This window comes from Micromonospora parathelypteridis, from assembly GCF_014201145.1.
Classification (GTDB): Bacteria; Actinomycetota; Actinomycetes; order Mycobacteriales; family Micromonosporaceae; genus Micromonospora; species Micromonospora parathelypteridis.
The window spans coordinates 5,338,202-5,353,643 of the sequence record NZ_JACHDP010000001.1 but is presented as its reverse complement, the minus strand read 5'-3'; the positions used below and the strand labels follow the sequence as shown (position 1 = coordinate 5,353,643).

Annotated in this window: 13 protein-coding genes; 9 read left to right on the top strand and 4 right to left on the bottom strand. The window is 70.3% G+C overall.

What is annotated here, in order from left to right; genetic code table 11:
• The first annotated feature begins 83 nt into the window (after positions 1-83).
• From HNR20_RS24235 to HNR20_RS24225, 3 genes are all read left to right on the top strand, one after another.
• A complete protein-coding gene (locus tag HNR20_RS24235) occupies positions 84-2,627 on the top strand; it encodes a Tex family protein (protein WP_184184021.1) in 2,544 nt (847 codons plus the stop codon).
• 231 nt (positions 2,628-2,858) lie between these two features.
• The gene (locus tag HNR20_RS24230; protein WP_184188903.1) at positions 2,859-3,740 is read left to right on the top strand and encodes an aminoglycoside phosphotransferase family protein; all 882 of its coding nucleotides are present in this window, start codon (positions 2,859-2,861) and stop codon (positions 3,738-3,740) included.
• A 24-nt stretch (positions 3,741-3,764) separates the two neighbouring features.
• The gene (locus HNR20_RS24225; protein ID WP_184184018.1) at positions 3,765-4,232 is read left to right on the top strand and encodes a hypothetical protein; all 468 of its coding nucleotides are present in this window, start codon (positions 3,765-3,767) and stop codon (positions 4,230-4,232) included.
• On the opposite strand, the gene HNR20_RS24220 is transcribed toward HNR20_RS24225, so the two are convergent.
• On the bottom strand, positions 4,162-5,109 hold the full coding sequence (locus HNR20_RS24220) for a DUF389 domain-containing protein (protein ID WP_184184015.1): 948 nt from the start codon (positions 5,107-5,109) through the stop codon (positions 4,162-4,164). The genes HNR20_RS24225 and HNR20_RS24220 overlap by 71 nt on opposite strands.
• 235 nt (positions 5,110-5,344) lie before the next feature.
• Between HNR20_RS24220 and HNR20_RS24215 the strand changes: the two genes are divergently transcribed.
• The 6 genes from HNR20_RS24215 to HNR20_RS24190 all read left to right on the top strand — a co-directional run bounded on the left by HNR20_RS24215 (position 5,345) and on the right by HNR20_RS24190 (position 11,931).
• Complete coding sequence (locus HNR20_RS24215; protein WP_184184012.1) at positions 5,345-6,373, top strand: GNAT family N-acetyltransferase; 1,029 nt, start codon at positions 5,345-5,347, stop codon at positions 6,371-6,373.
• A 55-nt stretch (positions 6,374-6,428) separates the two neighbouring features.
• Entirely contained in the window at positions 6,429-7,058 is a 630-nt protein-coding gene (locus HNR20_RS24210; protein WP_184184009.1) for a sugar transferase, read from the top strand.
• A complete protein-coding gene (locus HNR20_RS24205) occupies positions 7,043-7,906 on the top strand; it encodes a GNAT family N-acetyltransferase (protein ID WP_184184006.1) in 864 nt (287 codons plus the stop codon). Before HNR20_RS24210 ends, HNR20_RS24205 begins: the two co-directional genes overlap by 16 nt.
• 38 nt (positions 7,907-7,944) lie before the next feature.
• Positions 7,945-9,084 carry a DegT/DnrJ/EryC1/StrS family aminotransferase gene (locus tag HNR20_RS24200; RefSeq protein WP_308425477.1) on the top strand — a complete coding sequence of 380 codons (1,140 nt, stop codon included), beginning with the start codon at positions 7,945-7,947 and terminating at the stop codon, positions 9,082-9,084.
• 301 nt (positions 9,085-9,385) lie between these two features.
• Positions 9,386-10,636, top strand: a complete 1,251-nt coding sequence (locus HNR20_RS24195; protein WP_184184003.1) for a glycosyltransferase family 4 protein — start codon at positions 9,386-9,388, stop codon at positions 10,634-10,636.
• A complete protein-coding gene (locus HNR20_RS24190; protein WP_184184001.1) occupies positions 10,633-11,931 on the top strand; it encodes a hypothetical protein in 1,299 nt (432 codons plus the stop codon). The genes HNR20_RS24195 and HNR20_RS24190 overlap by 4 nt, the downstream gene beginning before the upstream one ends.
• Positions 11,932-12,003: 72 nt before the next feature.
• Here the strand turns inward: HNR20_RS24190 and wecB are convergent, their stop codons facing one another.
• The 3 genes from wecB to HNR20_RS24175 are packed head-to-tail and all read right to left on the bottom strand — an operon-like array spanning position 12,004 to position 15,308.
• Positions 12,004-13,128: a non-hydrolyzing UDP-N-acetylglucosamine 2-epimerase gene (gene wecB, locus HNR20_RS24185; RefSeq protein WP_184183999.1), complete on the bottom strand. Its 1,125-nt coding sequence runs from the start codon at positions 13,126-13,128 to the stop codon at positions 12,004-12,006.
• A 30-nt stretch (positions 13,129-13,158) separates the two neighbouring features.
• On the bottom strand, positions 13,159-14,283 hold the full coding sequence (locus HNR20_RS24180; RefSeq protein ID WP_229687347.1) for a polysaccharide biosynthesis C-terminal domain-containing protein: 1,125 nt from the start codon (positions 14,281-14,283) through the stop codon (positions 13,159-13,161).
• Positions 14,277-15,308 (bottom strand): polysaccharide biosynthesis protein, encoded by a 1,032-nt coding sequence (locus HNR20_RS24175; protein ID WP_268240358.1) that lies wholly within the window; start codon positions 15,306-15,308, stop codon positions 14,277-14,279. The genes HNR20_RS24180 and HNR20_RS24175 overlap by 7 nt, the downstream gene beginning before the upstream one ends.
• Positions 15,309-15,442 lie beyond the last annotated feature (134 nt).

Here is a 15,442-nt window from a genome sequence, read left to right as displayed (position 1 = left end):
GTCCCGGCCGGGCGCGGCGACAGCGGCCGGGGCCGCCCGGCACAATGCAGGGCGGTACCCACTCCCGAAGGCGGATCGAGATCGTGACCCAGTCTGTTCATCAGCGGATCGCCGACGAGCTCGGCGTGGCCGAGCGTCAGGTGCGGGCGGCCGTCGAGCTGCTCGACGGCGGCGCCACCGTGCCGTTCATCGCCCGTTACCGCAAGGAGGCCACCGGCCTGCTCGACGACACCCAGCTGCGCACGCTGGAGGAGCGGCTGCGCTACCTGCGCGAGCTGGACGAGCGGCGGGCCGCGGTGCTGGAGTCGATCCGCGGCCAGGGCAAGTTGGACGAGGCCCTGGAAGCGCAGATCATGGCCGCCGACTCGAAGTCCCGGCTGGAGGACATCTACCTGCCGTACAAGCCGAAGCGGCGGACCCGTGCGCAGATCGCCCGCGAGGCCGGGTTGGCGCCGTTGGCCGAGACGCTGTTGGCCGACCCCAGCCAGGACCCCCGGGCCACCGCCGCCGGGTTCGTGGACGCCGAGAAGGGCGTCGCCGACGCCGCGGCTGCGCTGGAGGGCGCGCGGGCGATCCTGATCGAGACCTTCGCGGAGGACGCCGACCTGATCGGCACGCTGCGCGAGCAGATGTGGTCGCGCGGCCGGCTGGCTTCCCGGGTACGCGACGGTCAGGAGACCGCCGGCGCCAAGTTCGCCGACTACTTCGACTTCTCCGAGCCGTACCCGAAGCTGCCCTCGCACCGGATCCTGGCCATGTTCCGGGGCGAGAAGGAGGGGATGCTCGACCTGACCATGGAGCCGGAGGAGGCTGGCGAGGCCGACGCCGTTCCGACCGGTCCGAGCCGGTACGAGGCGGCCATCGCCGGCCGGTTCGGGGTGTCCGACGCGGGCCGCCCGGCCGACCGCTGGCTGGCCGACACCGTCCGCTGGGCGTGGCGTACCCGGATTCTCATCCACCTCGGCGCGGACCTGCGGATGCGGTTGTGGCAGGCAGCCGAGGAGGAGGCGGTACGCGTCTTCGCCACCAATCTGCGTGACCTGCTGCTGGCCGCCCCGGCCGGCACCCGGGCGACGATGGGGCTCGACCCGGGCCTGCGGACCGGCGTGAAGGTGGCCGTGGTGGACGCCACCGGCAAGGTGCTCGCCACCGACACGATCTACCCGCACGAGCCGCGCCGGCAGTGGGACGCGTCGGTCGAGACCCTGGCCCGGCTGGCCGGAGCCCACGGGGTGGAGCTGATCGCGATCGGCAACGGCACCGCCTCGCGGGAGACCGACAAGCTGGCCGGTGACCTGATCGCGCGGCACCCGCAGCTCAACCTGACCAAGGTGATGGTCTCCGAGGCCGGGGCGTCGGTCTACTCCGCCTCCGCGTACGCCTCGCAGGAGCTGCCCGGGATGGACGTGTCGCTGCGCGGCGCGGTCTCCATCGCCCGGCGGCTCCAGGACCCGCTCGCCGAGCTGGTCAAGATCGACCCGCGGTCGATCGGGGTCGGGCAGTACCAGCACGACCTGTCCGAGGTGAAGCTGTCCCGGTCGCTGGACGCGGTCGTGGAGGACTGCGTCAACGCGGTCGGGGTCGACGTCAACACCGCCTCCGCGCCGCTGCTGACCCGGGTCTCCGGGATCGGCGCCGGGCTGGCCGAGAACATCGTGCTGCACCGGGATGCCAACGGGCCGTTCCGGTCGCGTACCGAGTTGAAGAAGGTGGCGCGGCTCGGGCCGAAGGCATTCGAGCAGTGCGCCGGCTTCCTGCGCATCCCCGACGGCGACGACCCGTTGGACTCCTCCAGCGTGCACCCCGAGGCGTACCCGGTGGTGCGCCGGATCCTCTCCAGCACCGGGCAGGACCTGCGCTCGGTGATCGGCAAGAGCGGGATCCTGCGCGGGCTGCGGGCCACCGACTTCGTCGACGACCGGTTCGGCCTGCCCACCGTCACCGACATCCTCGCCGAGTTGGAGAAGCCGGGCCGTGATCCTCGCCCGGAGTTCCGCACCGCCACCTTCGTCGAGGGGGTGGAGAAGATCAGTGACCTGGTTCCGGGCATGGTGCTGGAGGGCGTGGTCACCAACGTGGCCGCGTTCGGCGCGTTCGTCGACGTCGGTGTGCACCAGGACGGTCTGGTGCACGTCTCGGCGATGTCCCGCACCTTCGTGAAGGACCCTCGCGAGGTGGTCAAGTCCGGTGACGTGGTCAAGGTCAGGGTGCTCGACGTGGACGTACCGCGTAAGCGCATCTCGCTGACCCTGCGCCTGGAGGACGAGCCGGCCGCCGCCGGTGGTGGTCGGACGAGCCAGGAGGGGCGCGGCGGCCCGGCACAGCGCGGACCGCAAGGCGGACGCGGCGGGCAGGACGGTCGAGGCGGTTCCGCCGGTCGCAGCGGCGGCCAGGGCGGGTCCGGCGGCCAGGGCGGGTCTGGCGGCCAGGGTGGATCCGGCGGTCGCGGTGGCCAGGGTGGATCCGGCGGTCGCGGTGGCCAGGGCGGATCCGGCGGTCGCGGTGGCCAGGGCGGATCCGGCGGTCGCGGCGGCCAGGGCGGACGGGGCGGGCAGCAGCGGCAGGGCGCGCCGGCGCCGGCCAACGACGCGATGGCGGAGGCCCTGCGCCGCGCCGGACTGGCCTGATCCGTCAGGCGGCCCGGGCAGACAACCGCGAGACGGTCGAGCTCGGTGCAGATCTTGGACAGTTTCCGTTTCGCACGGACGGAAACTGTCCAAGATCTGAAGTCGTCAGCCGTTCCAGGTGGGCCAGGCCCAGATCTGGGGCAGCTGTCAGACGGCGGCGGAGATCGGCGGCGGGCGGGGAGAATCGGCTCGCGTGCCGGTGAGCCTCTGGGTCATGATCTCGCGGTGAAGATGCATGTGGATCAGGTCGACGTCACGGTGGACGTGGTCACCGCGTTGGTGGCCCAGCAGTTTCCGCAGTGGCGGGCGTTGCCCATTCGCCCACTCGCCTCCACCGGCACGGTGAACGCCCTGTTCCGGGTCGGTACGGAGATCGTGCTGCGGTTCCCGCTGCTACCGACCACCGATCCCGAGCTCCGCGCCGAGCTGCGGCAGGAGCAGGAGTACGCCAGGCTGCTCGCCGCGCACCTGCCGGTCGCGGTGCCCGAGCCGCTCGGCCTGGGTGAGCCGGGTGAGGGGTACGCGGGGCCGTGGACGGCGTACCGCTTCATCCCCGGGGAGCCCGCCCAGCTCGACCGGATCGGCGACCTGGACAGGTTCGCCCTCGATCTTGCCAGCGTCGTGGCCGCCCTGCGCGGCATCGACACCGGCGGTCGGGCCTGGTCCGGGTCCGGCCGGGGTGGCCCGCTGCCCGCCCAGGACGCAGGGGTCCGGTCGGCACTCGCCCTCAGCGGCGGATTGACCGACACCGCCCGGCTGGCCGAGGTGTGGGACCGCTGCCGGGACACCCCCGGGCAGGACGCCGCCGTGTGGATCCACGCCGACCTGATGCCGGGCAACCTGTTGGTCCGCGACGGCCGGCTGGCCGCGGTCATCGACATGGAAACCGTCAACGTGGGCGATCCTGCGGTGGACCTGATGCCGGCGTGGAACATGCTGGACGCCGGGGCGCGAGAGACGTACCGGCGGGCGCTGGGCGTGGACGACGCGATGTGGGAGCGGGGGCGCGGCTGGGCCTTGTTGCAGGCGATCAACGCGCTGCCGTACTACATCGAGACGAACCCGGCGATGGCCGGCATCGCCCAGCGCACCCTCCGGGCCGTACTCGAGTGATTCGGCTCGCGTACCGTCGGCGTCGTGAGTGAGCGGGACGGCCGGGAGTGGCGGGATCAGCAGCGGCAGGCGGTGCGGGCGCACGCCGACGCGGCTGCCCGGCAGCGGGCTGCCGAGCAGGCGCAGGCGGCGGAGCTGGTGGCGTGGTTCGTGGCCGAGGCGATCCGGCGCGGGCTGCGCACCACCCGGCTGGTCGCGCGAGGCTACGACGGGCGCGGGCGTTACCGCACCCGGCTGAACGGCTGGTACGTCGACCGGGCCGAGACGCGGGCGGTGGACGTGGACGGCCGGTTCCATCTGCTGACCGTGCCGGGCGGTCTGCGGGCCCGCCTGTTCGGCGTCGACCCGCAGGCCAGCCCGGCACCGCTGGTCGTCGGGGCGGGTGGACGCGACGGCGAGTCCATCCCGTTGCGCACCCTGCTCACCCGGCTGCTGGACGACGGGTCCGACGAGCCAGGTTCCACCACCAGGCCTGCTGCACCAGGAGCGTGAGCAGTCCGGCGACGACGATCGCACACAGGTTGATCACGAGCTGGAGTGCCGAGCCGCCCGCCTCGTCCCACACTCCGTAGGCGGCGGCGACGGCCACGTTCGCCGCGGCCGGCACCGTGGTCACCGAGATGAGCACGCCGACCAGGCTGCCGGACTTCTTCGACGTCAGGGAGAGCATGCCGGCGACGCCGGCGAGCAGGCCCACCACCCAGGACAGCGCGTCCGGCCGCCAGATGAAGTTGGTGAGCGGTCGCTCGGCGAGCAGCATCTCCTCGGTCACGAGGCCGGCGGCGGTCAGCGCCCAGGTGCTCAGCACGGTCGCCACCATGGCCGCCAGGAAACCGACGGTGAGTGCCTGCACGGACCTGCCGATCACGTCGAGCCGGCGGCGGAACAGCGCCACGCAGAGCGCGGCGAGCGGGCCGAACTCCGGGCCGACCACCATCGCCCCGACGATGAGGATCGGCTGGTCCAACAGCACGCCGATGCCGGCGATCATGGTGGCCACCACGATCAACACCAGGTAGGTGCCGGACAGTTCGGTCTGTTCGCCGGTCTTCGCCGCGATCTCGTCCCAGACCACCGCGTCGGCGCCACTGCCGGGGGCCTCTTCCGCGGCCCGGTCGGCCGACGCGGAGATGGTCAGCTCGACGTCCTCGGCGGCGATACCGCCGCGCGCCTCCACCCCGAGCTGCTGCAGGCTTCGCAGAACGCCGTCGGCGCTCTCGCGGACCACGTCGCAGAGGATCAGGTCGCCCTCCGGCTGCCGGGCCGCACCGGGCAGCACGGCCAGGTGGGTCACCCCCGCCTCAGCGGCCAGTAGGTCGACCACCTCCGAGGACCGGTCCGCCGGAGCGATCACCCTCAGGTGCAGCACTCGTCCTCCCTGTGGTCGATGGCAGGTGGATACGGCCGGCCGCACTCTAGCCCGCTGGCCGCGCGAGGCTACGACGCCACCGGCGGAGTGAGTGGTCGAAGCAGTGAAAAGGGGGCTTAAGTCCCGACAAAGGCGAACCCGGCGTCACTCTGCTTCGTTGAGCCTCCCGGAGGCAGGCGGAGGCGACACCATCGACGGCGGGAGGGCGATGAGCAGTCAAGCGAGGATCTCGGGCTTGACCGATGCCCACTCGCCATCCGACGACCGCTGCCCAGACGTCTACTTCACGCGCGGCTACGGCTCTGCGGACGCCAAGGCAGAGGGTGCCACCTGGCGCATGACCCACTGCGACGACGACGTCCTGGCCCCCTTCCTCGAGCGACGCATCGACGAGCAGTGGACCGACGGGATCAGTCCATACGGTTATGCCGGCATCCATGTCGGGCCGTCGTGCGGCCGGCACGACCTGGAGAAGATGTGGCCACAGCTTGTCGATTGTTGGCGTGCGGCCGGCCTCGTCTCGCTCTTCTTTCGATTCTCACCGCTCGACACTCGTTCAGCGGAGTTCGCCAGCACGCTGCCGGGGTTGAACTTCTCCTGGCAGGGCGAGAATGTCGTGGTGCCGGTCGACCAGGGCGCCGATGCGGTCTGGAAGCAACTCGACGGGCGGGCTCGAACTGCCATTCGGAAGGCCGAGCGAGTTGGTTTGACCGCCGAGGTCCGCTACGCCGATCCGGCCGACCTGGGCCCCGGCAGCAGCTTCCGTCGGCTGTACGAGCAGACCATGACGCGAATTGGGAGCGACCCACGATATTTCTTCACCAATGCCTACTACCAGGCGCTACGTGACGGCCTCGGCAAGAATTTGTTGGTTGCCGAGGTGCGGGACGAGGTCGGTGCGCCGATCGCGTCGGCGCTGGTCATGCGGCACCTTGGGCTGGCCCATTATCATCTCGCCGGGTCCGCCGCCGAAGCTGGCCGGCGCGGGGCGAACAATCTCCTGGTCTGGTCGATTCTCCGCTGGTCCGCCGAGAACGATTGCCGGCGGGTGCACCTCGGCGGGGGAATCAGCGCCCGCGCGGACGACAGCCTCTTGATGTTCAAGCGCTCGTTCGGCGGCACCCGGGCACCATTCTGGACCGCCTCCCTCGTGGTCGACGAGGACGCGTACGAGTTGCTTGTGCAAACGGCAGCAACACGTAGCGGGCGGCCCGCCTCGACACTGCGCGCCTCCGGTTGGTTTCCCGCCTATCGCTCGACCTGAACCCCGATATCACACGCACGGAAGCAACGACGACGGCTAAGGCGAGGGCAGGTCGATGATTACGCAACGTCGGGTGAAGCGGTTGCTGGACATAGTGCTCGCTCTGCTGATCCTGATCCTGGCACTACCGGTCCTGCTGGCCGCTCTGCTGCTGGTCCGGATTCAACTGGGTTCGCCGACTCTGTTCGTTCAGGAACGCACCGGCCGGTGGCAACTACCCGTCCGAATCTTCAAGATCCGCACGATGTCCGACGAACGTGACGCCGCCGGCAATCTGCTGCCGGACGGGCTCCGCTGTGGCCTGGTCGGTCGCGTGTTACGTCGCCTGAGCATCGACGAGCTGCCCCAGCTGGTCAACGTCATCAGGGGAGATCTCAGCCTGATTGGCCCGCGACCACTGCTCCCTCGCTACGACGCCTGGTACACGGAACGGGAGCGGCGACGCTTCGACATGCGTCCCGGAATCACGGGGCTCGCCCAGATCCACGGCCGCAACAGCGTCGTCTGGGACAAACGTCTGGCACTCGACGTGCAGTACGTCGAACAGTGGAGCCTCTGGCTGGACCTGCGAATACTCGTCGCGACGGTCTCCATGGTCCTCTCCGGAAGGGGCGTCGCGGTCGACCCCAGTGCCGAGATGCTCGATCTGGACAAGGAACGAGGATTGAAGTGCGTCTCGACCTGACGGCCATCGCGGTCGACGCACTCGACGACCCCGACGATCCGAGTCTTCTCGAGGCGACGGACCTGCTGGCGTCCTCGGTGCCCGAGACATGCCTCGGGCTGGTCGCGTACCACGCCAGCGGCTACGGGTCGTTCCTGGCCGCGGCGCTGACGCCTCCGGCGGATGCTCGCACGTTGATCCTGCGCGCCGTGCACGGGTCGAACGGGCTGCGGGCCGTGGCCGACTGGCGGCTGCTGCCCGGACACCTGCTCCTCAACGGGATCGCCGTGCAGGAGGACGAACGCGGCCAGGGCTTGGGCAGCCGCCTGCTCCGCGACGGACATGACCTTGCCGTACGGCTGGGCTGCCGGGCGCTGCTGCTCGACGTGTCCCTCGACAACCCCGCCGCCCATCGGCTGTACCGGCGCCACGGCTTCACGGAGGTGACTCGCTCCAGCTGGCGCGAGGTCGTCGGCGTGCGTGCGTCGACGCCGGCCCCCATCCGGCTAGCGAACTGGCCGGCCTTCGCCGCGCACCACACCGCGTACGGCTTCGGTGATCTCACCGTCCGCACGGCGTTGGGAGGAGAGATCGACCTGAGGGTGGTCGGCACGGCCATCCGCGTCCCGGCGGCGCCCGACGCGGCCGCGCTCGCCGCCGCCATCGGCCCGCTGGTCGGAATCGACCGCTGCTTCTCGGCAGCGACCCTCACCGATGGACACCCGGCGGACTGCGGCCCGGAGCTGGCGCGCTTCGTCAGAATGCGCTGCGAGCTGGCGGCGATCGACACGCCGAAAGACGACGTAATGTCGACACAAATACCCCTTATTGGCAAAGATGACGAAACTCTCCGCAGATCGGATCGTTGACTCCTGGTAGGCGACCGACCTGCTGCGAGGAGTTCTTCATGCCCATGCGCGCGCCCATCTACCTGTCCCCTCCCGACGTGGGACCGGCCGAGGAAGCCGCGGTCCTGCGCGCGCTGCGCAGCGGTTGGGCGACGCCGTTCGGTCCGGAGGTGGACGCCTTCGAGCAGGAAATAGCCCAGCGGGTGGGGGTGCCGTACGCCCTGGCACTCAATTCGGGCACTGCCGCCCTGCACCTCGGCCTGCTCTCCTGCGGCGTGGGGCCGGGACAGATCGTGCTGGTACCCACCGTGACCTTCGTGGCGACCGCCAACGCCGTGCTCTACACCGGCGCCACTCCGGTCTTCGTCGACTGCGACCCGGCCACCGGAAATGTGGACGTCGGTCTGCTGGGTGAGGTCATCGCCGACCTGCGCCGGGCTGGACGGCGGATCGGCGCGGTGATGCCGGTCGACATGTTCGGCTCCTGCGTCGACTACGACCCGCTGCTGGATCTCTGCCGGGAGGCGGAGCTGCGCATCATCGAGGACTCGGCGGAGGCCCTGGGTTCGACGTACCGGGGGCGCTGCGCCGGCTCCTTCGGAGACGCCGGCGTGCTCTCGTTCAGCCACAACAAGATGATCACCACGTCAGGCGGCGGGATGCTGCTCTCCCACGACGCGCAACTGATCGCGCAGGCTCGCCATCGCGCCAACCAGGCCCGCATCCCGGCCCAGCACCATGAGCACGACGAGGTCGGCTTCAACTACCGGCTGAGCAATGTCCTGGCCGCGATGGGCCGGGCTCAACTGAGCCGGCTGGACGAGATGACCGCCCGGCGACGCCGGCTGCGGGAGCACTACTCGAAGCTGTTCGCCTCGGTCGACGGCGTCGAGGTGCTGTCCGAGAGCGATCCGGGCACCAACTGCTGGCTCACGGTCATCGTGGTGGACCCGAAGCTCACCGGCTGGCAGGCCGCAGACCTGGCCCGTCATCTTGAGCAGGCCGACATCGAGACCCGGCCGGCCTGGAAGCCGATGCACCGGCAGCCCCTGTTCGCCAATGCCGAGGCACGGCTCACCGGTGCGGCGGACCGGCTCTTCGCCCAGGGGCTGACCCTGCCCAGCGGGTCGTCACTCGACGAGATGCAGATCGACCGGATCACCGCCGAGGTTCAAGGCTTCCTGCACCAACACTCGTAGGCACGAAGGACCGCGCCACCGGTCGGTCTCCGCGACGACTTCGTCGACGGCGGCCACCGGCGGGCGCAGGCGTGCACCCGGCAGGCCTGGCGACTCCGCCTGCCACGTGATTCCCGACCTGCCGCCGACGAGCTGGTCCAGCTGACGTCACGTCCGGCATCGGCCCCGCGCGAAGACAGGAGGCAACGTGATGGGTGACCTCGATCAAGGCGATCAGGTGTCAACAGGTTCGACGTCCGGCCCCGCTCGACGGCCGAAGGGTCCGGACCTGAAGGGCGACCGACCCGACCGGGTCACACTGGTGAGCCAGTGGTTCCCTCCGGAGCCCGCAGCCCTCGCCGAACGGTTCACCACGTCGCTGCGTCACCAGGGCTTCGACGCCGATGTGCTCACCGGCGTGCCGAACTACCCGAGGGGCATCGTGTACGAGGGCCACTCGGCGCGGCGCCGCAGCCTTGAGGTGCAGGACGGGATGCGGGTTCTCCGCACGCCGCTCTATCCGAGCCACGACCGGTCGGCGCTCGGCCGGGCCGCGAACTACGCGAGCTGGGCGGCGTCCTCCTCGCTGCTCGGCGCCAGCGTGCTGCGGGACACGGACGTGGCTCTGGTGTATTCCTCGCCGGTCACCGCCACCGCGGCGGCCATGATGGCGAAACTGCGGTGGCGGACGCCGTACGTGACCATGGTGATCGACCTGTGGCCGGACAACGTGTTCGCGACCGGCTTCCTCACCGAGGGGCCGGCCCGGCGGGTCGCCGAGGCGGTGCTGACCCGTTTCACCGACCGGACCTACCGGTGGGCCGACCACGTGACCGTACCTACGCCGGGGCTACGGGACATCGTCATCGAGCGGGGAGTGCCGGCCGAGAAGGTTTCGCTGGTCTACATCTGGGCCGACGAGAAGATCATGCAGCCGACCGAGCCCGAACCGGGTCTGCGGCAGCGCCTGGGTCTGACCGACGACGACTTCCTGCTGATGTACGGGGGCAACCTCGGCGCGGCACAGCGACTCGACGTCGTGGTCGACGCCATGGCGCGGCTGCGGGACACACCGGACGTGCACCTTGTCCTGGTCGGCGACGGGGTGGAGAAGGACAGGTTGGTCGCCCAGGCGACGCGCGAACGGCTGGGCACCGTCCACTTCCTCGATCCGGTCCCTCCGGATCGGATGGCTGCCCGCATGGCGGTCGCCGACCTCAATCTGATCTCCCTGGCGGACGAGCCGCTGTTCCGGATCACCCTGCCCAGCAAGACCCAGTCCATCCTCGCCTGCGGTCAGCCCATGCTCGCCTGCGCGCCCGGTGACGTGGGGCGCATCGCGCGCGACGCCCAGGCCGGCTTCGCCGCGCCGCCGGGGGACGCCGAGGCCCTGGCCGCGGTCATCCGGTCCGCCCGGGCCACACCACGGCACCGGCTACGGGCCATGGGCGAGGCGGGACGCCAGTACTACCTGACCCACATGAGCGAGGGGAGCAACGCCCCGGTCCTCGCGGACCTGCTCGCCACGGCGGCCCGGCGGGGCAGGATCGCGCATGGGAACAGGAGACGGTGATCACGTCGTCGACCCGGCACTCGCTGGTCGCCTCCTCCACGAACCTGCTGAACGGGCTGCTGAACGCCGCCCTGCTCGCGTTGAGCGCCCGCCACGGCCAGACCGACGAGATCGCGGCGTACGTCGCCGTCACGGCGGCCCTGTCCCTGGTGGCCATCGTCGTGGCCGGGGGCTCTCCGCTGCTCTACATCAGCGGGGATGCCGAGCAACGCCTTGCGGTGCGCAGCCAGTGGGTGTTCGTGACACTGCCGTGCATGGTGCTCGGCACCGTCGCCATCGGATCCTTGTACAGCCGATCCGGCTACGAGTGGCCGACCATGCTGTCGATCGCTGTGGTGACCATCGGCAACCACCACGCCAACTTCCAGCTCGGGGACCTGGCACGCGAACTGCGGTTCGTCAGCACCGCGGTGGTCGTCTGCGGGTGCAAGGTGCCGGCTCTGGTGATGGTCGCCGTCGGGGGGCACCTCAGCACCGCGCTGCTGACCGCGGGGCTCATCCAGTTCCTGGCCGCCGAAGCGTTCCTCGGTGGACGATCCTGGCTGCGCCCCCGCTTCCTGGCCGAGTTGTCACCACGGGGCGCCTTCTCCGCGTTCCGGATGAACCGCCACCTCTACACGTACAGCATTGCCGAGTACTGGGGTGGCCGGTTGACGACGGTCCTGCTGTCGCTGCTGGTCACCCCGCAGGTGATGGGGGCGTTCGGCGCGGTGTTCAGCGTCTACCAGGCGCAGACCAGTGTGCTGACCGCCGCGCTGCGGGTGTCGTTGGTCGGACGGGTACGCCGCCGGCAGGGCCTCGGGAACGTCAGCGAGGGTCGGCAGGGAGAACGGATCGCCCTGCTCGGCGCCATGTTGATCGCGGTGGTGAGCGCCATCGCCGCCCCGTGGATCGTCGGCGATCTGCTCCGACTCCCCCCGCACGGCCCGGCGTTGTGGCTGATCCTCCTGGCAGTCGCACTGCCCTTCATGACGGTCGTCCGGGCGGTGACGCTGAATCAGATCGGCGACGCGAGTTACCGGCAGGCGACCCGGATCATGGTGCTGAACGCGGCTCTGATCACCCCACTGGCTCTCGCGGCGGTGCCGCTGGCGGGTCCGACCGGGGCGGCCACCGCCACCCTCGCCGCCGAGGTGGTCACCGGTGCGGTGCTCGGCCTGGCCCTGCTGCGCAGGCAGGGCCGGCTGTCCGCGTGGTTCTTCGGGCCGGCCGGCGGATCGGCGGCTGGTCTGCCCGCGGTTCCCGCACCTCAGCAGATGGCCAGCACGTCAGCGCCGGGCGGGAACCGCGACTGACCCAACGCCCGCGACGACGGCCGGCCGGGTTCGGTCGTGGCGACCGAACCCGGCGCGGTGTCTACGAGCGGATCAGCGCCGGATGCCGGCCCAGTCGTGGTGCCGGCGCACGGTGGAGAGGATGAAGTCGACCACTCGTCGTGAGGTGTCCGGGACCTGGTAGTCGGCCGGACAGGGAACACCGTCGGCGGCGACCTGGTCGACCACCACCCGGATCGCCTCCAGCACGCCTTCCGGGTCCAGCCCGGTCATCACGATGCCGCCGGCGTCCAGCGCCTCCGGACGTTCGATCGACTCCCGCAGCGTCACCGCCGGGAATCCGAGAATGGCCGATTCCTCGCTGATGGTGCCGCTGTCGGAGAGGGTGCACCGGGCCCGGCTCTGCAGCCGCACGTAGTCGAGCAGTCCGAACGGCTCGTGGAAGGCGATGCCGTCGAGCGCGAGCGCGTCATCGGTCAGCGCCTCCAGCCGCTTCCGGGTCCGGGGGTGGGTCGACACCAGCACCGGCAACGACCAGGTGTCCCGGACCGCCCGCAGGCAGTCCAGCAGTTGACGCAGCCGGTCCGGTCGGTCGACGGTCTCCTCCCGGTGGGCGCTCACCACGAAGTAGTCGCCGGCGGTGAGCCCGAGCTGGTCGAGGATCGTCGACCGTTCGACGCCTTCCCGGTAGTGCTCCAGAACCTCCCGCATCGGGGAGCCGGTGTGCAGGATCCGACGGGGGTGCAACCCTTCGGCCAGCAGATTGCGTCGGGCGTGCTCGGTGTAGACCAGATTGAAGTCGGCGACATGGTCGACCATCCGCCGGTTGGTCTCCTCCGGCACGTTGAGGTCGAAGCAGCGGTTGCCCGCCTCCATGTGGTAGACCGGCACCCGCATCCGGCGGGCCATCAGCGCGGCGATACAGCTGTTGGTGTCGCCGAGCACCAGCAGGGCGTCGGGGCGCACCTCCTCGATCGCCTGCTCCATACCGATCAGCACGCCGCCGAGCACCCGACCCAGCGAGGACGTGTCCACCCGGAGGAACCGGTCCGGTTGGCGCAGCCGCAGCTCGGTGAAGAAGACGTCCGACAGGGAGCGATCCCAGTTCTGGCCGGTGTGGACGAGGACGTGGTCCACGGTCCGGTCGAGCCGGTCCAGGACCCGGGCCAGCCGGATGATCTCCGGCCGGGTGCCGACCACCGTCATTACCCTGGTCATACCAATCCCTCCGTCACGCCAGTCCCTCCGTCACGCCAGCACCGCCGGGACCGGCTCTGCCGCCTCCACCCGTTCCGGGTAGGTGTCGGGGCGGGCCGGGTCGAACAGCTCGTTGACCCAGAAGAGGGTGAAGAGTTCGTCCGAACCGGTGTTGACGATCTTGTGCGCCCACATGGTCGGCATGTCCACCACCACGGGTTCATCCCCGCTCACCTGGAACCGCACCACCGTGTCCTCGCTGACCCGCCGCAGGCTGATCTCGGCGCTACCGCGCAGCACCACGAACCGCTCCACCTTCGCCAGGTGGAAATGCTCACCCCGGGTGATGCCGGGACGGGTGGTGGAGCAGAACGTCTGCCCGGCGGTCCCATGCGCGCGTACCGCCTCGACCAGCTCACCGCGTGAATCGGCGTGCCGGGGCAGCGGTAGCGGGTAGTGCGCCGGGAAGCACTGCGACCGGTAGGTGTTGAACAGCCGCACGTCGTGTCGGTCGACCAGGCGTGGGATCTCCCCGTTGCGGTAGATGTCGGCGAAGGCGGCCAACCGGTTGGCGAGTTCGCGTACGCCGATCCGCAGCATCGGCATCGACGGGTCCCAGGAGCCGTCCTCCGGGACCCCGAGCAGCCGGGCCGCGGCGTCGGTGACATGCACCAACTCCATCTGCCGGTCCTCGTGCACCTGCGGAGCACGCCCCTCGGCGAGCAGCCGGCAGAACGTGGCCACCACCGAGTTGTAGTGCGGCCGGCCGTGTTCGCCGTACAGGTTCGGCAGCAGTACGTCGATCAGGTCGGGTCGGGCCGCCGCGAGGGTCGCCGCGGCGACGGCCTTCGCATCGCCGTACGGCGTGCAGTTTCCGGCCTGCACCGAGTTGGCGAAGACGACCGCGCCGGGCGGCGTGACGCACCGGCGCAGACCACGGGCCAACGCGGCGGCGAGGTCAACGTTCGCGGTGGCCACCTCGACGGGATCGCCCCGGTTGACCCCGGCCAGGTGCAACACGCGGTCGACGCCGTCCAGCCGGGCGGCGAGCGCCGCCTCGTCGAACAGGTCTCCTCGGCTGATCACCACCGGCTCGGGCCACCCGAGCGCCCGGGCCAGGACGCGCACGTGCCAGCCGAGGAACCCTCCGGCGCCGGTGACCGCGATCCTCAGCACGACAGCACCGGGTCGCGCAGAGCCAGCTCGGCCCGGATCTCGGGCAGCGTCTGCAGCAGCTGCACGATCTGCGGTACGTCCAGCCGCCGCGCGTTCGCGGAGTTGAACTCCTCGGCCGGCGTCTCGCCCAACTCCCCCTCGGAGACGTAGAGCGCGTAGTTGAGGTCCCGGGCGTCGACCGGCACCCGGTAGAACTCGCCGAAGTCCTCCGCCTGCGCCAGCTCTTCGCGGCTGGCGAGGGTCTCGTGGTGCTTCTCGCCGTGTCGTACGCCGATGGACTCGATCTTCGACGGCGCGTCGAAGAGTTCGCACACCGCCGCGGCGAGGTCGCCGACGGTGCTCGCCGCGGCCTTGCGGATGAAGATGTCGCCGGGCCGGGCGTGTTGGAACGCGTGCTCGACCAGGTCGACGGAGTCGGCCAGCGACATGAGGAACCGGGTCATCGTCGGGTCGGTGACTGTCGGGGCGCGGCCGGCCTTGATCTGCTCCACGAAGAGAGGGATCACCGAGCCACGGGAGTACATGACGTTGCCGTACCGGACGCAGGAGACGACGGTACGACTGCGCGGGTTGTTACGGGCGTACGCCTGGGCCACCTTCTCCATCAACGCCTTGCTCATCCCCATCGCGTTGATCGGGTGCACGGCCTTGTCCGTGCTGAGCACCACGACCGAACCGACGCCGTTGCGCTCTGCGGCCTCGATGACGTTGCCGCTGCCCAGGATGTTGGTGCGCACCGCCTCCAGCGGGAAGAACTCGCAGGAGGGCACCTGCTTGAGCGCGGCGGCGTGGAAGACGTAGTCGACGTCGCGGGTGGCGCGAAGCACCGAGTCGGCGTCCCGGGTGTCACCGACCAGGTACCGCACCCGGTCGTCCCCGAGTTGCCGCCGCATGGCGTCCTGTTTGGCCTCGTCCCGGCTCAACACCCGGACCTCGCCGACATCGCCGTCGAGCAGGCGACGGGTCATCGTCCGCCCAAAGGATCCGGTACCGCCGGTGATCAAGACCCGGCAACCGGCAGGCACAGCGCTCACAACCACTCCGTTCGTTCATGTTCAAGAAAAAGTCCGGCACTGGGTGGCCGGACGCACTCGTCCGGGTCAACGAGCTATCGAACCCTGGGTAGTGGCAAAAATTGCATTCCAGACAAACGGTCCAC

Coding starts and splice junctions, on each gene's coding strand:
- HNR20_RS24230 (WP_184188903.1), top strand. CDS start 2,859: ATGCATGTGGATCAGGTCGACGTCACGGTGGACGTGGTCACCGCGTTG.
- HNR20_RS24210 (WP_184184009.1), top strand. CDS start 6,429: ATGATTACGCAACGTCGGGTGAAGCGGTTGCTGGACATAGTGCTCGCT.
- HNR20_RS24200 (WP_308425477.1), top strand. CDS start 7,945: ATGCCCATGCGCGCGCCCATCTACCTGTCCCCTCCCGACGTGGGACCG.
- wecB (WP_184183999.1), bottom strand. CDS start 13,128: ATGACCAGGGTAATGACGGTGGTCGGCACCCGGCCGGAGATCATCCGG.